Raw genomic sequence first — 19,883 nt, forward strand, 5'->3', positions numbered from 1 at the left:
GCGTCACGTACGTGAAGCCGGTGCCCGCCGTCGACCTGAGCGTGACGACGGGACGCGTGGTGCTGCGTGCCATGAGGACTCCTTCCACCACCACCGAGCACTTTGACTCGGTCATGTCATGCAGTGGTGTCAACGCGGCCGGCCGGCGCATCATTCCCACACCCACCGCACCCTGCCGGGTTGGCCTGACAGGGTGGCGGTGGTGCGTCCTCGCACGTCAACGCCCTCATCCGGGGGTGACGCCTGCTAGCTTCGCGAGCTGATCCGAGGCCCCGTACGCCTTCGGCAGGGCGGGGCCGTGAACCGCGAGGCAAGGGTGATGGCGTGAGGGACGACGTGGAGAGGCCGGCCGGGGCTGCGATCAGGCGCCGGAGTTTCCTGGCCACTACAGCCGTGGCGGCCGGTGCGCCGGCCATCGCGGCAGCAGCACCGGCGGCGGTCGCTGCGAGCTCGCACGGCGGCCCACCAGAGCCGCCGCCGACCGGTCGGGTGGCGCGCCTGATGGCCGTCCCGGAGGCCGGCCGCGGCGTCGACTGGCTCCGCACTGCGCTTCAGGTCGCCGTGGAGCTGGAACTGTCCACGATCCCGCCGTATCTGTGCGGCTGGTGGTCCATCGGGGACCGCAACTCGCAGGCCGCGCGACTGATCCGGCGCATCATCGACGACGAGATGTACCACCTGGGCGTGGTGTGCAACCTGCTCGTGGCCGTGGGTGGCCAGCCCCGGATCAGAGCGGCGGCACCCACCTACCCGGGCCCGCTGCCCGGCGGCGTACGCGACGGCCTGACCGTGTACCTGTCGGGTCTCAACAAGTCGTTCGTGCAGATGATGATGTCCATCGAGGCTCCCGAGGAACCGCTCGCCCTCAGCGCCACCGCCACGCACACCGTCGGTGACTTCTACGGCGCCATGCTCGACGGTTTCCAGATCCTGGCCCCGGAGTTGTCGGCCGGCGGACAGCTGACCGCGCGCATCGGCTCCGACGATCTGCACCCCGTCGAGACCCTCCTCGACGTCGAGCGCGCCATCGACATCATCAGGGAGCAAGGAGAGGGGACGAGCAGTTCCCCGGCCGACTCCTTCACCGACGACCACCCGGCCCACTACTACGCCTTCGGCGAGATCTACCACGGTCGGCAACTCCGGGAGACCGCCGAGGGCTGGACGTTCACCGGAGCGTCCGTCCCCTTCCCGGACGCCCGCCCCATGGCCCGGGTTCCGGCGGGCGGCTGGTCCCGGCCGCCGGCGTCGGTGCAGCAGCTTCTGGACAGGTTCGACAACACCTACACCACCGTGCTGACCTCGCTGGACGCCGCTTGGACCGACGGCGACCGCCGCACCCTGGGCGCGGCCGTCCACGCCATGCGCGGCCTGGAGGAGACGGCGGTACGGCTCATGGAGACCGAGATCCCGGGGAGCCGGAGCACGTACGGCCCCCAGTTCCACCCGCGTTCGTAGTGTTCGCCACGCCCATGACGAGCGGACGGTGTCGGAGCGCGCGGGACCGGTGATCGCGCAGATCGTCGCGGTCACCCGTGAGGGACGGGTGATCGCCGGCACCGTGGTGCGCATATCCGATGCCCGCCTGGTCGGCGCACCTCGCCGACGGTGGGAGAGAGGAGCACGTCCCCCGACTCGCAGCGGAGAACTGCACCCGACGCTCGCAGTACGTCTGTTTTCAGCCACGTTTTCATGGCGTCCCTGCACGGAAAGGTACTTCCGTACAGGATCATGCACCTGACATCTTGCATCCACCACTCGTTTCGTACGGCCCGAGCGTGTCCTCAACACGGCCGGGCCGTCTCCGGAGGATGCATTGACACCCCACACATCAGGCCGCTCCAGACGCACGCTGGTGCTGGCGGCCGCTCTCGGCGCGGCGCTCACGTTCGGCGCCCCGGGCGCCCTCGCGGGCACGCTCCCCGTCGTTCCCTCCCCCGCGCCGGCCGCGAAGGCCCCCGCCCCCGCTCCGGCCGCCGCACCGGCTTCCCAGAGTGCGGCCTGGGTGGCCGGCACACGTGCCTACCTCGTGATCACCACCCCCGGCGACACTTCGGCGGTCCGTTCGGCGATCACGGCCAACGGCGGCACCGTCTTCTCGAACTTCGACGCCATCGGCGTGATCGTCGCCCACTCGGCCTCCAGCACCTTCGCCGCCACCATGCGCGGTGTCGCGGGCGTGCAACAGGTCGGTGCCACGCGTACCTCGGACGTCCCGGCCGCCGCCTACGACCCGGCGCTCCCGCCCAACCCGGCCCAGGCCTCCACCCCGGCCGGCGAACCGGTCCGGGCAGACATGAGCCAGATCAAGGCCGACCAGGCCTGGGCCGTGAACCCGGGCTCCGCCTCCGTCAAGGTGGGCATCCTGGACACCGGGGTGGACGACCAGCACCAGGACCTGGCACCCAACTTCGACGCGGCCGACTCGGTCTCCTGCGCCTACGGCAAGCCCGACACCCGTACCGGCGCCTGGCGGGACGTCGACACGCACGGCACCCACGTGGCCGGCACCGTCGCCGCGGCCAAGAACGGCAAGGGCGTCGTCGGCGTGGCACCCGGCGTGAAGATAGCCGCGGTGCGGGTCGCCGAGCCGGGCAACTCCTTCTTCTTCGCCGAGAACACCATCTGCGGCTTCGTCTGGGCCGGCGACCACGGCTTCAAGGTCACCAACAACAGCTATTACACGGACCCGTGGCAGTTCAACTGCCCGGACAACATCGACCAGGCCGCCATCATCGAGGGCGTCAAGCGCGCCCAGGAGTACGCCGAGAGCAAGGGCTCCCTCCAGATAGCCGCCGCGGGCAACGAGAACTACGACCTCGCCCACAAGACGACCGACTCCGCGAGCCCGAACGACTCGACGCCGGTCACCCGCACCATCACCAACGCCTGCCTCGACATCCCGACCGAGCTGCCGGGCGTGGTCACGGTCGCGGCCAACGGCACGGGCGTCACCAAGGCCTCGTTCTCCAACTACGGTCAGGGCGTCATCGACGTCGCGGCGCCCGGCAGCAACGTGTACTCCACCGTCCCCGGCGGCGGTTACGGCAGCAAGAGCGGCACCTCGATGGCCACCCCGCACGTGGTCGGCGTGGCGGCGCTCATCGCCAGCGCCAACCCGGGCATCACCCCGGCGCAGCTGCGCACCAGGCTGGCCGAGCAGGCCAACGACATCGCCTGCCCGTCGGACAGCCGCTGCACGGGTACGACGGCCAACAACTCCTTCTTCGGTGAAGGGCAGGTCGACGCCCTCAAGGCCGTCGGGGCCACTCCGCCGCCCGGCAAGTACTTCGAGAACCTCACGGACTTCGCCATCAACGACAACGCGACCGTGGAGAGCCCGATCGCCGTCACCGGTGTGACCGGCAACGCCCCGGCCACCCTCAAGGTGGGTGTGGACATCAAGCACACCTACATCGGTGACCTGAAGGTCGACCTGGTGGCGCCGGACGGCACCGTCTACACGCTGCACAACCGCGCCGGCGGCAGCGCCGACAACATCGCCCAGACCTACACCGTGGACGCCTCCTCCGAGGTGGCGAACGGCACCTGGAAGCTGCGGGTGAACGACAACGCCGCCTCCGACACGGGCAAGATCGACGCCTGGAACCTGACCTTCTAGCACGGGGCCCGGCAACGCCGCCCACGTGACCTGATGGGCCGCGGCTGGTTCGGCCAGGGCTGCGAACCACTGGACGGCAGAGGGCACATGGGCCCCGGCGGCGGTGCACACCGCTGCGGGGGCCTGTATGCCGCAGTTGTCCGGGAAGCCACTGGGCCATGACGAAGGTGGCGTCACTGGACTCATGGTCAGACTCATGGTCAGACTCATGGTCCTGACGGTCGAAGTCCGCCGGAACGGCCCGAGTTGCGGAGGGGAGGCACGCTGGTGTGCAAAGTGGATCATGAGGCCTCAGCGGTAGCCGCAACAGCAGCTCTCACGGCTGCCCACCCGCACCTGAGGCAGGGCCCTTCTGCCCATCCGGCCCTGCAAGGGTGCGAGGACGTGAAGTGGTCCTCCATTCCTGGCTGCCAGGTCGACGTCCCTGTCGTCCTGCGCGGGCTGCTCGATCCCGAAGCGGCCGAGACGGCAGAGCGAGCGCTCGACTGGCTGGTGATGTCAGGACCGTTGTCCATCAGTGCCGTGATGCCCGCTGTCGTCCCCTACCTGCTCCGGCTCGCTGCCGATCCATCGATCCCCCGCCGGAACGAACTGGTCGGGCTCCTGCTCGTCGCCGCCGCCCTGTCCGCACCGACCGATCCGGACAACGCGTGGGACCTCGCGGTCAGCGGCCCTGAGAAGGACCACCCTGAACGAGCCCAGTGCCGAGCGGCATTCGCAGCCGACGCGGCATGGGTACAACGCCTGCTGGCCGACGACGAACTGCGCGCCGACCCCTACCTGGACGACGAGGACAGGGCGTCCTTCGCCCAAGCAGCCGGGCTGTAACGCGGTCTATTGCGCCCAGCGCCCCAAGGTTGGCGAGGTGCCGATCAGGCACTCGATGCTGGTCGGGAAGCCGGCGAGGGCGTAAGCGGTCAGACGGAGGTGGCCTTCAAGGCAGACCAGGTTGTCCTGGCTCTCCCCGACGAGAATGAGTGGCGGGAACCGCTCATCTCTCATGAGAGCCCGGGCCGCGTCGACGAACGGTTCGTTGGGGACGTCGAACGCCCGCAGCCCTGCCTTGATGCGTGCGGCCGCGTCGATCGGCCGGCGGCTGCCGCCCGACAGTTCGGCCCAGTACGAGTAGTCGATGTAGCGAACGCCGGCCGCCTCGTCGGCGGACAGGAGTGCCCTGGTCCACGTGACCTGATCGGGGAAGTTCTCGAACAGGTCCCGATTCTCGCCGTACCCACGGGTTGCCGCGAGCAGAGCGCGACGTGCGGAGTTCGCTCCGGCGTCGGAGAGGTCTGGATGCGTCAGCAACCGCTCGGCCTGCCCGGCCGACGCAAGATGGGAACGGAGCCTCTGGCCGAACCTAGGGCTGGAAAGCTCGCCGTTCAGGAAGCAGGCGACCATCTCGTCCTCGCCGCTCTTGCCCAATACCTGCACGACGTCAGCTTGCCGTATGACGACACGCACAGGTGTCGGCTTACCGAGGCGTCGCACGTTGGCCCGCTCGATCCCGCCTCCGTCGCAGACGTCCTGAACACGCTTGCGGCATGAGCGCAGCTTGTTCAACTCGGTGGCGGCGTCGGATGCCGAAGCGCGGCTCCGGAGAGCTTTTGCCGGTGACAGGAGCTCGGGCCGTGTGCCGTTCCCCTGAGTGGGTACTCCTGGATGTCCCCGTCCTCGTATGCAAGGAGAATGAGTCTGATGGCCACCGTGTCGCTCACCGGAGCGTCCAAGGAGGACGCCGCCACCGTCTTCAGCGTGCTGCGAACGGCGTTCCCCACCGACCGCCCTGCTGACGACCTGCCCCAGGAACAGCCGGGCGGCCAGGATCTCGTGTGGACGGCGGAGTTCGAGCCGACGCAGGAGTGGATCCCGACCGATCCCGTCCCCCTGGAGGGCCCTGTCTCCGCCACGCTGCAAGGCGGCTACGCGGCCTTGGATCAACTCCGCGAAGCCCTGGGTGCCGCGTTCACCGTGGAGGAGCACGGCACGGAGTCGGGAGACCAGGAGCAGGAGGTCGACCTGCTGCTCCGGACGAAGCAGTCGTAGAGCGGACCTTCGCCTGGCCTGGGACAGTGCCGGCTCCACCCCCCGCCTCTCAGCCGACGTATGCCGGCGTGTGCAGGACCCTGTCCTGGCCTGCCTCGCGGACCGGGCCCGTGAGGCGGAGGGTGTCGGTGAGGCGGATGTCGGTGCTGGAGGAGCCGAGCATGACGGTGATGGCGCCGGCGAAGGTCGTGTACGAGAGTCCGTGGCCGAAGGGGTAGGCGGGCGTGGGGTCGAGGTTGCTGACGCCCTCGGTGTTGCCGCCCAGCGGGGCGTGGAGGTAGGTGCCGGGCTGGCCGCCCGGGGTGCGTGGGACCTGGACGGGCAGCTTGCCCGACGGCACGACGCGTCCGGAGAGGATGCCGGCCAGGGCGGGCCCGCCCTCCTCACCGGGGAAGAACGCCTGGACGACCGCCGCCGCCCGGTCGGTGTACGCGCCGAGGGCGTAGGGGCGTCCGGAGACGACGAGCAGGACGACCGGGGTGCCGGTGGCCAGCAGCGCCTCGACCAGTTCTCCCTGGACACCGGGCAGGGCGAGGTCTTCGGCGTCGCAGCCCTCTCCGGAGGTGCCGAGGCCGAAGAGGCCCGCCCGGTCGCCGACGACGGCGACGCAGACGTCCGCGTTCCGGGCCGCCGCCACGGCCGCGTCGATGCCGTCGCGGTTCGTGTCCTTGACGGGGCAGCCCTACTCGCAGGCGATCAGGGTCCCAGGAAGCTCCGTGGCCAGGGCGGCCAGCAGGGAGTGGGCCTCGATGCCGTTGTCGTGGCCGGGGTGGTGGGGCAGGACGTGGTTGGGGAAGGAGTAACAGCCGAAGAAGGCGTTCGGGTCGTCGTCGCAGGGGCCGTGTGGCGATGATCCCGGCGCTCTCCAGGCCGCGGACGTAGGCGGCGCCACTGGTCGCGACGAGGTAGGGGTCCTCGCCGAGGGTCTCCTCGACACGGCCCCAGCGGTAGTCGCGTACGACGTCCAGGACCGGTGAGAGCCCCTGGTGGACGCCGACCCGCCGCATGCTCGTACCGATGGCGCCCGCCATGCGTTCGACGAGTTCGGGGTGGAAGGCGGCGGCCCAGGCCAGCGCGGTGGGGAAGACCGTCGCGTGGTGCGTGGTGAACCCGGTCAGGCACTCCTCGTGGGTGATTTCGACGCCAACCCCCTCGCGGTCCCGACCCACCCGACGCCGGAGAACTGCCGCCTCGTCCTGGACAACGGGTTCGCCCACTTCCTGTGGAACGGCGTCGTGGTGACCACCGGCGCCACGCTGCTGACCCTCGTGGTGTCCTTCCTGGCCGCCTGCGCCATCGTGCGCGGCACCAGCCGGGCCCTGCGCTGGACGTTCGGCCTCTTCCTGCTGGGGCTCGCCATCCCGCTTCAGACCACGATCATCCCGGTGTACTGCCTGATCGCCAAGGCGCGGATGTACGACACCCTCGGCGCGGTCGTGCTCCCCTCGGCGGCGTTCGCCATCCCGCTCACCGTGATCATCCTCGTCAACTTCCTCCGGGACATCCCGGACGAGCTGTACGAGTCGATGCGCGCGGACGGCACGGGCCACTGGCGCATGCTGTGGAATCCGGCCCTGCCGCTCTCCCGCCCCGCCCTGATCACGGTCACGGTCACGGTCACGATCTACGACGCGCTCAACGTCTGGAACGGTTTTCCCTCTCCATACGAACAGGGGCAGGACGCGTTTGTCGGGGCTCTGGGTCAGGATCAGCGGGAAGGTCGTCCTGTCCACCCTCCCCATCCTGGCCCTCTGCGTCCTCGGCCGCCGCCAGTTGATCGGCGGCCTCACGGCGGGCTTCGGCAAGTAGCAGCCGGTGTCGGGGTGGGTGATCCCCACCGGCGGACGCCGGTTCAGCCGAGGTGAAGGCTGCTCAGGGCGGTGGTCCAATCGGTGACTATGGCCTTCTGTGCGGCAGCTAGGGTGACTTGGCCCTTGCAGACCGCGGTGTGCAGCTTGGTCTCCACCGGGTCCTTCCTGTTGTTCACGCCGGCTCCCTTGCGGTGGCCGGGGTCGGCAGGCTCCACCCAGAGGTTTCTGGGGTCGTTGGGGTCACCGCCGAGCTGAAGACTGATCAGGTGGTCGTACTCCGCGTCCGCCATCCGCCCCGTGAACCCGTAGGAAGCGGCGTTCAGCCTCTTCTCCTTGCCCGTGACATAGGCGGAGGGGCGCACCCCGGAGGTGTAGCCGCCCTTGCGGCATATCGTCGACGCCAGGTTCGCCTGCGTCACCGCCGGCGATATCGCGCCCGGCGTGCAGGCCCGGTCCTCCAGCGGCTCGCCGTGCTCGTAACGGTACTTGCAGCTCCCCGCGGCGGGTTGCTTCTGCACCGTGTAGTGCTTCTGCGGGCCCGCGCCCACCGCGATCGCCTTCCCCGCACCCGTGCCGGGCGCCCCCGCCGCGACGCTGCTCCCCCCGGACGGGGTCGACGTACCGAGCTGGACGGACGAACAGCCCGCCAGCAGCAGACAGGCACACAGCACGGACGGCACAGCACGGCGAACAGAGCGCATGACGGTTCCTCACAGGCAGACGGCGGCTGAGCAGATGCTCCTCCACCCGTGTTTCGTCCCGTCGCGCGGGGTGGTCTTGTTCACGTCAAGGCTCTGGCTGACTGGGACCCAGATCTATGCTCGAACACGCGATCAAGACCGAACGGCTGCTCCTGCGGCCCCTTCGTGTGTCCGACGTCGATGCCTTCGTCGACCTCCATGCCGACCCACAGGTCAACCGTTTCGTCGGGACCTACTCACATCACCAAGCACTGGAACGCCTCACCGCGATCGAACGGCAATGGGCCGAGCGAGGTCACGGCCTGTGCGCGATCGGACTGAAGCCGAACGGGGAGTTCATCGGCCGAAGCGGTCTTCAGTACTGGGAACAGTTCGACGAGGTGGAACTGGGATGGACCCTTCGGACGGACCACTGGGGGCACGGCTACGCGACTGAGGCCGCTCAAGCCTGCCTGGACTGGGGGTTCGCCCACCTTGACGCCGAGTACTTCACAGCTCTCGTACGGCCGGGCAATGAGGCGTCAGTGAAGGCGGCCGAGCGCCTGGGTTCACGCCGCGTCGAGAGGACCAGCTGCACGGCCGCCCGGTCACGGTGTACGCCCTGGGGCGACCGGCCCATCTGCCCGCGTAGGAACGCCGGCAGCGTCCGTGTGCTGGGGACCCGCTGATCATGGCCGGTGCCCGCCACGGGCCGACACTTCAGGGCGCCGCGTGAGAGTCTCGACGCGGCCACGCTTCGGTCGAAGCGGGCGGACGGTCAAACGGATGGTCGGCATATCCGGCGCTTGTACGCCGTCACTACGCCCGGTCCCCTTTTGACGAGCCCGCCCTCACGCGTCTGGTCCAAGGGAGACCTGCTGGTACGGCGCCCAAGGTCCCGGTGAACGGATGCGTGGGGGCCCTCCGGCCCCTACCGTCGAAGCAGGCGGCCTGTGGCCTGGCCGATCGCCGGACAAGGAAGCGTGACGCCATGCGTTCCCGACGTACGACCGTAGGTGCCGCGCTGAGCTCAGTCGTCGGGCTGATCCTGCTCGCCGTCGGATGCTCCGACACAGCAAGCGCGGTGAAAGCGGCGAGCAGCGCGCAGGACACCCGCTCGACGAAGCCGGTCGTGCTGTCGCTGGCGACGCCGATGGGCGCGAGTGACGAGTTCCGCGGCTTCCTCCAGAACGTGCGGACCTTCTCCCACAACAAAATCCAGATCTCGGCCGAGTTCAACGCCCACCACGAGGAGGGACCGGACTTCGAGGAGCAGCTCCTCCTTGACGTGCAGTCCGGACGGGTCGACCTGGCCGCCCTCGGCAGTCGGGTCTTCGACATCCGCCGGGCCCCCGCCCTGGGCGCCCTGACCGCACCCCTGCTGATCGACAGCTTCGACGCCGAGGAGAAGGTCCTCGACGCGCCGGTAGCCGAACGCATGATCCGCGAGGTCGACGGCGGCGGCCTCACCGGCGTGGGCCTGCTCCCGGGCAGCCTGCGCCGCCCGTTCGGCGCCGGGACACCACTGCTGGGTCCGGAGGACTACAAGGGACGCACGATCGGCATCCAGGAGTCCAAGGTCGCCGACTCCACTGTTCGAACCCTCGGAGCGAAACCGCAATGGTTCGGCGCGGGCAGCTCGGTGGCCGATTTCGACGGATTCGAACAACAGCTTGTCTCCGTCAACGGCAGCCGCTACGACGAAGCGGGAATGATCGGCACCGCCAACGTCGTTCTGTGGCCGCGCCCCATCGTCCTGGTAGCCAACACCAAAGCCCTCGAGCGGCTCAGCGAGGACCAGCGCCGGCTGTTGCGGACGGCGGCGCGACAGGCGGTGCACGGCGCGGGCGCGGACTTGCGCGAACAGGAGCACAGCGCCCTGGAGAGCCTCTGCGCCCGGGGCCAGAGGTTCGCCGCCGCGGCCTCGGCCCAATTGACGGCACTGCGCAAGGCGGTACAGCCGGTGTACGACCAACTCTCCCGCGACCGGCGGACCAAGGAGTACCTCGGCACCATCACCGCCCTCGTGCGGGACGTACCGCCCGAACCACCCGTGTCCTGCAAGGACTGACATCCCGGCACACCGTCTCCGACCTCCTTGTGGACTGTGCCGACCGAGACCGGACCCGCGCAAACGCCCGGTCGCTCCGCACCCACGCGAGTCGCGCGCTACGGGCCGCCCACTGGCCGGTCACCGCCGCTGGAAGCGAACGACCCGTGCCCTCGCCGCCTGCCTGGCCATGCTCCGCGCCCCGCCAGATCGAGGACGAGTGCGGCGATGTTCCACGCGTCGTCCTCGCCGCGGTGATGGCGTCCCTCGAGCGGCAGTCCGGCTGTCTTCAGGGCCTGGGCCATGCCGGGTTTCCTGCGCAGTCCGTAGGCATGGGTGAATACGGCCTTGGCGTTGGTGTGGTTGCGCTCTGTCGGGTAGCCGAACGGGTAGGCCACTCCGTCGGCCTGACTCTGGCGAGCGAACTGCCGACGGTCGTACTCGCCCCAACTCGCCCAGGGGCGCTCCGTGGCGCCGTACTCCTCGACAAGGATCCGGCAGGCCTCGGCGAAGGAGACACCCCGCTCCACCTCGGCTTGCGTCAGTCCGGTCAGTTCAGTGCAGAAGTCGCTCACCGTCGACCGGGCGGGGCGGACCAGGAGGCGGTGCCGGGACACGCGGCGCCCTGCTGACACGTCCACGACGGTGAGACCGATCTCGATGATCTCGTTCACGGAGCCGGGCGGAGGCTGCCCGTCCCAGCAGGTGGCTTCCACGTCAATGACGTTCAGCAGGGCGGGTTCGTGGCGCATGGGCCGAGAGTAGAGATGCGCGCCTGGTACCAGCACCTCATTTTGTGCAGGCTCAGGCACGCACTCCAACATCGTCCGCGTGTGCCGGTTCCCGCCCCGGCCCGTCTCAGCGGATGCGATGCGCCGGCTGGGTGGCGGTGTTGAGGAGGTGTTCCAGGGGGCCGCGGCGGAAGAAGCGGGACCAGGTCGCGGCGAACAGTACGGCTCCGAGGACGTACATGATCAGGGGGAGCCAGGACCGCTGGGTGCCGGTTCCGGCCGGCGTGGAGAACACGGACTGTGCGAGGAAGTGGCCGACGTAGGCGGTCAGGGACATGGTGCCCACGGCGATGACCGGCTTGGCCAGGCGGCGCAGTCGCGGCAGGCGGTCCGTCGCCACCGTCGCGCCCACGATCACGAGGATCGCGATGCCGACGCTGCCGATGATGTCGAACGTGGTGCCACTGTGCGGCCCGGCCTGGAGGAGAGACGACGCGGACAGGTCGGGGAACGAACCACCGTCCACGGGCATCGATCCGCCGCCGGTGGGCATCGAGCCCGAACTGCCGGACGCCGGGCCGTCTTCCGCGAGACTCCGCAACGCGCCCTTGCCGGCGAGCAGCAGGGACATGCCGTAGGCGGCCGCGGTGAGGGTGGCGCCGAGTGCGGCGAGGCGCTTCTGGACCGTGCCGGAGGAGAGGTCGAGGCGGCCCAGTGCCATGCCCGCGGTCACGAAGGACATCCAGGTGAGCGCCGGGTAGAAGCCGGTGAGCAGCAGATCGAGGACGCCGACCTCGCTGAGGTGGCGGAGCGGGTCGTGGGTGTTGATGCTCTGCTGGATGGAGGGGGTCAGCAGCGAGGAGAGGACGTAGGCCAGCTGCGGTGCGACGAGGGCGAACGCGGCCGCGGTGATCGCGAGGGTCTTGGCACGCAGTCGCACCAGGGGGAGGGCGAGGAGGAAGTAGACCCCGTAGAAGCCGATGATGATCACTCCCCCGTACTCGATCGCCATCACGGTGCCCAGGGCCAGCAGGATCACGGCCCGGATCGCGATACGGGCCCTGGCCTGCCGGCCGGCCAGGCCGGTCTTGGGCTCGCGGCGGCCGGCGAGCAGCATCAGCGAGAACCCGGCGAGCGTGGCGAACAGCACCGACGAGTGACCGTCGGCCATGTACCGGATCCAGCTGGCGACGCCGTGCGTCGCGGACAGCGGGGGACCGATGTGCACGACATACATGCCGAACACGGCCAGCGCGCGGGCCAGGTCCACTCCGACGAGGCGGCCCATCGAGGGACCTGTCGAGGTCGGTCCGGTGGGCTCGGTGGAGGTCCGGGGTGGTAGAGGCGAGTTCTCCTGCGGAGCCGGTGTCGCCTGCGGCTGTTGTGTCTCTGCCATACGGAAAACCTCGCGCAGGTGCCTTGGGGCGAACCATCCGGCAGTCTTCGGGCTGTCCCCCGCCGGTCAGCGTGGTCCGGGTCACCGTGCTGTGCCTGGACCACCGCGACCATGCTCAGCACGCGTGCGAAATCCAGCGAGAGGGGAGGCTCCGCGGCCTGCAACCCGGCTCCCGCGTACGCCTCCACGGCCAGGTCGGCGTCGGTGAGCGCGGAAGCCGCGTGCCCGGACAGGGAGTGTGCCGTGGCCCGGCGTGCGCGCACATCGCCGATGCGTGCCGCCAACTGAGGTGACGTGGGCCCGGATCGCTTGTAGCGGAGTTCGCTCTCCTCCAGTGAGGCCACTGCCTCCTCGATCAGCTCCACACCGATCTGCGAGGACCCCACGGAGTACAGCAGCGAGGCGAGTTGCTCGTTCAAACGCTCATCGTCGGGGCGGGCGGCCAGCTCCGCACGCAGGACCCCTGCCGCCTGGCCGTGCTGTTCCAGCGACCGCAGAATGAGCCGACGACGCTCAGCGCCCTCCGCCTGCTGAGCCTGCGAACGGGTTTGCACGCCTTGCCAGTACAGCTCGTGCACCCGCGACTGCCAGCCGTCGGCCGACGCAGCCATGCGCTCCCCCTCGCCACCTGTGAGGCGCCCACCCTACTCGAACACCCGCACGTTTAAGGGGTCTTCAGGGCCACGGGACCTCGACCGGATACCGTGAGCCGCGAGGCAGGTCGTTCCGTACGTGAGTTGGCGCCGGATGCGGGGCGTCCACCGTGCGGCGACAACGGCCACCACACGAACCACCGTCCGGCGACAACGGCCACCACACGAACCCGGCTTGCACGGCCGGCCTGGACACGGAAGGGGCGCACATCCCTTGAGCTGGTCGATGTTCAGCTTCCGCGAGCACTGGGCGCACGCACACGACGTCCAGCAGGAGACGTTCATGGCCCTGGCAGCCATGTACGTCGAAGCCGACCCCACCTACCGGGCCGTGCCGTGGCTGCGCGAATGGCAGGCATTCTGGCTGCAATCGCTCGGACGGCAGGCCAACAGCCTCAGCCACATCGGCGCCGACGAGTACCTCACCGACGACGGGCGCGTGGCCCGCTTCCGGGAGTTCCTGCGGGACTACCAGGCGTGGCTCGTCGCCTCGGAAGGCCCGTTGCACACGGCCGCCGGGCTCAGCGCCGAGAAACTCCTCGACTTCACCCGGACCATCGACGCCGTCCTCGCCGGCGACGAGACCCACCCCGGCGTCCAGCCCGTCCAGCACTGAGGAACCGGGCAACTTCGAAAGAGCCGGCGACGTCGACTTTCGTCGACGAGACCGATACCTCGGACCGACTGTGCTCCCCTTTCGTGCTGCCCCAGGGTGGAACCTCCGTCCACCGAGGAGGCAGCATGGCGATCTTCCGAACACGGGCAAGGACAGGTCTCATCACACGTACGGCGGGGGTGATCGGGCTCGCGATGGCGGCCGTGTCCTCTCCGGCGGCAGCCTTGCCGGCCCCGACGACGGCTCCCACGCAGTTGTACGTCGCGACCTGGGGCAAGGACTCCTGGCCCGGCACCCTGGAACGGCCCTTCGCCACACCGGGCCGCGCGCAGCAGGCCGTACGTGCTCGGGCGCCGCGGATGACGTCGGACCTGGTCGTCAACCTCCGCGGCGGGACGTACCGTCTGAAGGCACCGTTGCGCCTGTCGGAGGCCGCGGGGGACTCCGGCCGGGGCGGCCACCGGGTGATCTACCAGGCGTACGGCTACGGGACACCGCGGCAGGAGCGGGTGACGGTCAGTGGCGGCCGCCGGATCTCCGGGTGGCGGCCGCACCAGCGGCTCAAGGGCTTCTGGCGCGCGGAGGTGGGCAGCCTCGAGACCCGCCAACTGTACGTCGGGGAGCGGCGCGCCACGCGGCTCGCGCGCAAGGGTGCGGGCTTCCCGGGCACGCTGAAGGCGACCAGGACCGGTTACGTCACCACCAGTGCCGTCCCGCGGACCTGGCGGAACCCCGGCGACATCGAGTTCGTGTATCGATCCGGCTATCTCGAGGGCCGCTGCGGCGTCGCAGGGGTCTCCGCGAGCGTCCGTCGGACCACCGTCAGGATGGACCAGCCTTGCTGGAGCCTGGCCCAACAGCTCTACGGGGGAACGGAGTTGCTCGAAGCGCCCTCCAGTGTGGAGAACTCCCCCAGCTTCGCGCACAAGCCCGGAAGCTGGTATCTCGACCGCTCCCGGCCCGGACACCACGAGCTGCTCTACCTCCCCCGGCCCGGGGAGGACATGCGTAGGACCCAGGTGGTCGCCCCGGTCCTGGAGTCCCTGGTCACCGGCACCGGCCGGCCCGGCCGTCCCCTCCACGACATCGGCTTCCGCGGACTGACCTTCGCGTACGCCACCTGGCGGGCGCCCAGCGAACCCGCCGGATTCCCCTCGGCGTGGAGCATGTATGTGCGGCCCGGGCGGGGCGGGGACGCGAGGACGCTCACGGTGCCCGGCACGGTCACCTTCCGCACGTCCGAGCGGATCACCCTCGAGGGCAACCGCTTCACCCACCTGGGCGCCCAGGCACTGGAGCTCTCCGAGAACAGCTCGTACAACGTCGTCGACGGCAACGTCATCACCGACGTCTCCGACGGCGGCATCCTCATGGGAGTGGTTCCGCCCGCCGAGAAGGGGACCAACCGCGGCAACCGGATCAGCAACAACTGGATCCACCACATCGGCGTGGAGTACCACGCGGCCTCCGGCATCTGGGACTCCGCGACCCGGGAGACCACCCTCGCGCACAACCAGGTCAACGACGTGCCCTACTCCGGCATCCTCTCCGGGCCCGCCGACGACCTGCGGGGCATCATGCGCCGCAACCGCATCCTCGACAACCGTGTCTTCGCCACGAACCGGCTCCTGGTGGACGGAGGCGGCATCTACCTGCGCGGCGAACAGGGCACCTCCTTCGCCGACGGGGCCGTCATCAGCGGCAATGCGGTCACCGACAGCAAGTACGGCGAGTGGAACGTCGGGATCTACACCGACGACAGCACCAACTGGGTCACGGTTGATCGCAACACGGTGTACGACTACGTCGCGTCCATCGGCGGATGCAGCGAGGAGTGGGGCGACCGCCCGGTGCAGAACGTGCGCTACCGCGGCAACTTCTGGGACGACGCCGTGCCCGAATGGGTCGCCCGACGGGAGTTCCCCGGCGCCTGGCCCCCGGCCGACGCGCAGCACCCGGAGGAGGGGTGCGGAGAGCCCCGCCACCTCGCCTTCAGCGGCAACACCCTGCTGGCCCCGCGCCACCCCGGCCAGACCTGCGCCGCGAACGCCGCCTGCGCCGCCGTACTGGAGAACTCCGGCCCCCTCCCGTCGTACCGCCACCGCTTGGGCATGCCCTGACGAGGGGCAGAGGCGCGCGTCACGCTTCACCCGTTTCAGGGGAGGCGGGTCTCACCTGGCAGATCCGAAAATGGCAGACGGCAACCGCTCGCCGACGACAGCGTCCGCCATCGAGGGGCGCGGTGTGGAGGTCGTGGTGCACGCATCGCGCGACGTTTCACAACGGCCATGACGGTCGACGAAGGCATCTCGCGCGTCGCGGTGCCTTCCCTCGAGAACCGGGACCGCGCTCCGACGGACCTGCCGGAACGCGGGGTGCCGCCGCGACCGCTCCGGCCCGGCTCACCCCAGGACGACGACCTGGCCGTCCGCGACATCGTCGCCCGGCTCGTGGTCGCCTGGCCCGCCGTGGCCGGGACGACCGTCGAGGCACTGGTGGCGTCCGCTTTCGAGTCGTTCCGTGAGGCGAAGGTCAGGGCCTACGTGCCCATCCTGGTCGAGCGCCGGGTGCGCGGGGTGCTCGGCGCGCTCTGCCGCGACGCGCCGTCCGGTCCCGGAGACGGCCGGTCCGAGGTGGAGGAGAGGGAGTGACGGGACATGTCGGACAGGAGGGCCGCACGGATCGCGGACTTCATCGAGCCGCTGCGGGTGGAGCCGGGGTCGAAGGTCCGGCTGCCCCGTGACTTCGACCCCGGCTACAGGGCCGGTCTGAAGAAGGGGGACGCCGCCGGGCTGCTGCGGTCCGGGGTGGAGCTGCTGGCCGAGTACCAGCAGCGGCTGGCCGCCCAGAACACCTACGGGGTGCTGCTGTGTCTCCAGGCGCTCGACGCCGGCGGCAAGGACGGCACGATCCGGCACGTGATGAGCGGCGTCAACCCGCAGGGCGTGCGCGTCAGCAGCTTCAAGGTGCCCTCCAGCGAGGAGCTGGACCACGACTACCTGTGGCGTTATGCCCAGCGGCTGCCCGCGCGCGGTGAGATCGCCATCTTCAACCGCTCCCACTACGAGGAGGTGCTCGTCGTACGGGTGCATCCCGAGCTCCTGGTCAGGCAGAAACTGCCCGATGCCGCGCGCGGACCGGGCCGGTGGAAGCGGCGGTACCAGGAGATCAACGACTGGGAACGCCATCTCACGGACAGCGGGTTCAAGGTGGTGAAGATCTTCCTGAACCTGTCGAAGGAGGAGCAGCGCGTCCGTTTCCTGAAGCGGATCGATCTGCCGGAGAAGAACTGGAAGTTCTCCGCGGCGGACGTACGGGAACGCGGGTACTGGGACGACTACCAGAAGGCGTTCTCCAAGATGCTGTCGGCCACGAGCACGCCCTGGGCGCCGTGGTACGTCGTCCCCGCGGACCGGAAGTGGTTCGGGCGTCTGAGCACGGCGGCGATCCTCGCGCACACCCTCATGGAGATCGACCCCCGGTACCCGCGGCTGCCGGAGGCGGACCGCAAGGAACTGCTCGTCGTCAAAAGGGACTTGGAGCGTGAGGCACCGGAGGGTCTGCCGGCGGACCCGTACGCGGCCCGGCACCCAAAGGCGCGTCGGGCGAAGACCCACGGCCGGGGGTGAGACCGGCGCACGCACTCACGAGTACAGGCACACACGAGTGCAGGCAGGTGCGAGCACAGGTACGGCCGGCCAGGATCGGAGACAGTCGATGACGGTACAGCCGCAGTCCAGAACCGCACCGCCGCGGCCTGCACAGGACGACTGGTACGCACGCTCCCCGGCGGAGCTCCTGGCGGCCTTCGACGTCGATCCGGAGGTCGGGCTCAGTGCGGCACGGGCCGCGGATCTGCGGGCGAAGAACGGCCCCAACGCCTTGCCCGAGGAGAGCCCCACGCCGGCCTGGATCCGGTTCCTCGGGCAGTACCGCAGCTACATGCAGATCGTTCTGGTGGTCGCGGCGGCCGTCTCCCTGATCATCCAGGAATGGACGACCGGGATACTCCTCATCGTCCTGACCTTGGTGAACGCGGTTGTGGGGCTGCGCCAGGAGGGCAAGGCGGAGAGCGCGATGAACGCGCTGAAGTCGATGATGAAGACCACGGCACGGGTGCGCAGGGACGGCGCGGAGGCCGAGGTCCCCGCGGAGGAACTCGTCGTCGGCGACGTCGTACTGATCGCGGCCGGGGACCAGGTGCCGGCCGACGGACGCATCATCGAGGCCAGCGCCCTCCAGATCGACGAGTCGGCGCTCACCGGCGAGAGTGTCCCGGCGGCGAAGGACTCCGGCACCCTGCCGGGCGGGCGGCGGCCACCGCCCGGTGACCGCACCAACATGGCGTTCATGAACACGCCGGTCACCCATGGCAGCGGCCTGGTCGTGGTGACCGGCACCGGCGCGGACACCGAGCTGGGCAGGATCTCCGGCATGCTCTCGGTGACCGAGAAGGAGGTCCCGCCGCTGACCCGGGAGCTCGACCGCCTCACCCTGTGGATCACGGGGGCGGCCGGGCTGACCATGATCGTGATGTTCGCCCTGGGACGCAGTCGGGACCAGGCCTGGGACGTCCTGTTCGTCAGCGCCGTCTCGCTGGCCATCGCCGCCATCCCGGAGGCGCTGCCGACCGTCACCCAGGCGATCCTCTCCGTCGGGAGCCTCAATCTGGCGCAGCGGAACGCCATCGTGAAGGAGCTGCCGTCGGTCGAGACCCTCGCGTTCACCTCGGCGATCAACTCGGACAAGACCGGCACCCTGACAATGAACCAGATGACGGCCGTCGAAGTGCTCACCCCGACCGACCGGTACACGGTCTCGGGCACCGGCTACGCCCTGGAGGGCCGTATCCATCACGCCGCCGGGGCCGCCACGGACATGGAGGACGCGATCCTGCCGTACGTCGTGGCGAGCGACGCCCGGCTGGTCGGCGGCGAGGTGGTCGGCGACCCCACCGAGGGCGCGTTGCTGGTGCTGGCCCACAAGGCGGGGCTGGACACCGACGCCACCGCACAGGAGTTCCCGCGTCTTGCGGTCCTGCCGTTCGCCCCGGACTACAAACTGATGGCCACCTTCAACTCGGCCGTCGACACCGCGGGCCGCCCGGTCGTCCGGTGTTTCGTCAAGGGCGCGGCACCCGCGGTGACGGCACGGACCGTCTGCGCGCTCGCGGCGGGCCACACCGTGCCGTGGCAGTCTCGTCGCGATGGTCGACCCGCCGCGCCCGGAGTCCACGGCCGCCGTGGCCGACGCGCAGGCGGCGCACATCCGGGTACGCCTGATCACCGGCGACGACGTCACCACCGGCGCGGCGATCGCCCGCCAGATCGGCATCCCCGGCGAGGCCGTCCTGGGCGCCGACTTCGCCGCCTTCACCGAGGAGGAGCAGCTGGCCCGTATCGACCGCATCGGTGTGGTGGGACGGGTCGCTCCGGAACACAAGGTCCTGCTGGCCAACACCCTCAAGAAGAAGGGCGAGGTCGTGGCGATGACCGGGGACGGCGTCAACGACGCGCCCGCCATCAAGGCGGCCGACATCGGCATCGCGATGGGCAGTGGCACCGACGTGGCGAAGAACGCCGGACGCATGATCCTCTCCGACGACAACTTCTCCACCCTCGTCTACGCCGTCGAACAGGGCCGGGCGATCTACGACAACCTCACCAAGTACATCCGCTTCGTCCTGCTCCTGCTGGTCACCTTCGTGCTGACGTTCCTCGGAGCGACCATCTTCAACATCGCGGCCGGCGAGCCCTTCACACCGCCGCAGGTGCTGTGGATCCACTTCGTGGTGAACGCCTCCTTCGGCTTCGCGCTCGGTTTCGACCAGGAGAGTCCCGGGCTCATGAGCCGCAGGCCGCGCCCGCGCGGGGAGTCGGTGCTCACCCGCCCCGTCCTGGTCACGGTCGGGCTCGCCGGACTGGCGATCACCCTCGCCCTGCTGGGGCTGATCAAACTCGGCCAGGCGCACTACGACAGCGTCGCGACCGGCCAGTCGATCGCCTTCACGGCTTTCTCCCTCTGTCTGGTCGTGGCGGCCTTCGAGTGCCGCAGCGAGACGGAGTCCGTGCTGACGGCCGCCACCTTCGACAGCAAGCAGATGAACTGGGTGGCCCTGACCCAGCTGGTGCTGTCCGTGCTGGTCACGCAGATGGACGGCTTCCGGCGCCTGCTGGGAACGACCGAGATCGACGCACGGCAGTTCGGCTGGGCTCTCCTTGCGGCCCTCGCCCTGCTCCTCGTATGGGAACTCGGCAAACTCCTCGCCCGCCGCTCACGAC

At 69.7% G+C, this 19,883-nt stretch carries 15 protein-coding genes and 3 pseudogenes; 12 read left to right on the forward strand and 6 right to left on the reverse strand.

All coding sequences use genetic code 11. The features are described from left to right. Positions 1–73, reverse strand: a pseudogene (locus tag IF54_RS42500) (50S ribosomal protein L33); the annotation flags it as partial. 428 nt (positions 74–501) lie between these two features. On the opposite strand from IF54_RS42500, the gene IF54_RS0137860 reads away from it, so the two are divergent. From IF54_RS0137860 to IF54_RS0137870, 3 genes are all read left to right on the forward strand, one after another. Next, the gene (locus tag IF54_RS0137860) at positions 502–1,458 is read left to right on the forward strand and encodes a ferritin-like domain-containing protein (protein WP_037821139.1); all 957 of its coding nucleotides are present in this window, start codon (positions 502–504) and stop codon (positions 1,456–1,458) included. Positions 1,459–1,855: 397 nt separating this feature from the next. Beyond that, complete coding sequence (locus IF54_RS0137865) at positions 1,856–3,622, forward strand: S8 family peptidase (protein WP_030327212.1); 1,767 nt, start codon at positions 1,856–1,858, stop codon at positions 3,620–3,622. A 384-nt stretch (positions 3,623–4,006) separates the two neighbouring features. Beyond that, a complete protein-coding gene (locus tag IF54_RS0137870; protein ID WP_234439165.1) occupies positions 4,007–4,450 on the forward strand; it encodes a hypothetical protein in 444 nt (147 codons plus the stop codon). Positions 4,451–4,456: 6 nt separating this feature from the next. On the opposite strand, the gene IF54_RS0137875 is transcribed toward IF54_RS0137870, so the two are convergent. Then, positions 4,457–5,053 carry a hypothetical protein gene (locus IF54_RS0137875; protein ID WP_234439166.1) on the reverse strand — a complete coding sequence of 199 codons (597 nt, stop codon included), beginning with the start codon at positions 5,051–5,053 and terminating at the stop codon, positions 4,457–4,459. 264 nt (positions 5,054–5,317) lie between these two features. On the opposite strand from IF54_RS0137875, the gene IF54_RS0137880 reads away from it, so the two are divergent. Next, on the forward strand, positions 5,318–5,665 hold the full coding sequence (locus IF54_RS0137880) for a hypothetical protein (RefSeq protein WP_030327215.1): 348 nt from the start codon (positions 5,318–5,320) through the stop codon (positions 5,663–5,665). 49 nt (positions 5,666–5,714) lie between these two features. Here the strand turns inward: IF54_RS0137880 and IF54_RS41870 are convergent. After that, positions 5,715–6,831, reverse strand: a pseudogene (locus IF54_RS41870) (glycoside hydrolase family 3 C-terminal domain-containing protein); the annotation flags it as partial. On the opposite strand from IF54_RS41870, the gene IF54_RS40115 reads away from it, so the two are divergent. Continuing rightward, entirely contained in the window at positions 6,793–7,530 is a 738-nt protein-coding gene (locus tag IF54_RS40115) for a carbohydrate ABC transporter permease (protein WP_420791004.1), read from the forward strand. The pseudogene IF54_RS41870 and the gene IF54_RS40115 sit on opposite strands and share 39 nt — an antisense overlap. Here IF54_RS40115 and IF54_RS0137895 read toward each other — a convergent pair. After that, positions 7,518–8,177, reverse strand: a complete 660-nt coding sequence (locus tag IF54_RS0137895) for a hypothetical protein (protein WP_030327217.1) — start codon at positions 8,175–8,177, stop codon at positions 7,518–7,520. The genes IF54_RS40115 and IF54_RS0137895 overlap by 13 nt on opposite strands. Positions 8,178–8,293: 116 nt before the next feature. Between IF54_RS0137895 and IF54_RS40120 the strand changes: the two genes are divergently transcribed. Together IF54_RS40120 and IF54_RS0137905 are read left to right on the forward strand one after the other, a co-directional pair. Further along, on the forward strand, positions 8,294–8,845 hold the full coding sequence (locus IF54_RS40120; RefSeq protein WP_234439167.1) for a GNAT family N-acetyltransferase: 552 nt from the start codon (positions 8,294–8,296) through the stop codon (positions 8,843–8,845). Between the two features lie 302 nt (positions 8,846–9,147). After that, the gene (locus tag IF54_RS0137905; RefSeq protein WP_030327218.1) at positions 9,148–10,227 is read left to right on the forward strand and encodes a TRAP transporter substrate-binding protein; all 1,080 of its coding nucleotides are present in this window, start codon (positions 9,148–9,150) and stop codon (positions 10,225–10,227) included. Between the two features lie 98 nt (positions 10,228–10,325). Here the strand turns inward: IF54_RS0137905 and IF54_RS0137910 are convergent, their stop codons facing one another. Both IF54_RS0137910 and IF54_RS0137915 read right to left on the reverse strand, forming a co-directional pair. After that, entirely contained in the window at positions 10,326–10,958 is a 633-nt protein-coding gene (locus IF54_RS0137910; protein ID WP_234439168.1) for a 3'-5' exonuclease, read from the reverse strand. Positions 10,959–11,064: 106 nt separating this feature from the next. Then, positions 11,065–12,333, reverse strand: coding sequence for a DUF418 domain-containing protein (locus IF54_RS0137915; RefSeq protein WP_030327220.1), 1,269 nt, complete (start codon positions 12,331–12,333; stop codon positions 11,065–11,067). Positions 12,334–13,200: 867 nt separating this feature from the next. Here IF54_RS0137915 and IF54_RS0137925 point away from each other — a divergent pair. From IF54_RS0137925 to IF54_RS40125, 5 genes and pseudogenes are all read left to right on the forward strand, one after another. Next, complete coding sequence (locus tag IF54_RS0137925; RefSeq protein WP_159002299.1) at positions 13,201–13,602, forward strand: hypothetical protein; 402 nt, start codon at positions 13,201–13,203, stop codon at positions 13,600–13,602. 125 nt (positions 13,603–13,727) lie between these two features. Next, positions 13,728–15,722, forward strand: a complete 1,995-nt coding sequence (locus tag IF54_RS0137930; RefSeq protein WP_234439169.1) for a right-handed parallel beta-helix repeat-containing protein — start codon at positions 13,728–13,730, stop codon at positions 15,720–15,722. 168 nt (positions 15,723–15,890) lie between these two features. Further along, complete coding sequence (locus IF54_RS42880) at positions 15,891–16,253, forward strand: three-helix bundle dimerization domain-containing protein (protein ID WP_030327225.1); 363 nt, start codon at positions 15,891–15,893, stop codon at positions 16,251–16,253. Positions 16,254–16,259: 6 nt separating this feature from the next. Continuing rightward, complete coding sequence (locus IF54_RS0137940) at positions 16,260–17,231, forward strand: polyphosphate kinase 2 family protein (protein WP_030327226.1); 972 nt, start codon at positions 16,260–16,262, stop codon at positions 17,229–17,231. Positions 17,232–17,319: 88 nt separating this feature from the next. Then, positions 17,320–19,883: pseudogene (locus IF54_RS40125) on the forward strand (cation-translocating P-type ATPase); the annotation flags it as partial.

It is taken from the genome of Streptomyces sp. NRRL B-3229, from assembly GCF_000719505.1.
Classification (GTDB): Bacteria; Actinomycetota; Actinomycetes; order Streptomycetales; family Streptomycetaceae; genus Streptomyces; species Streptomyces griseorubiginosus.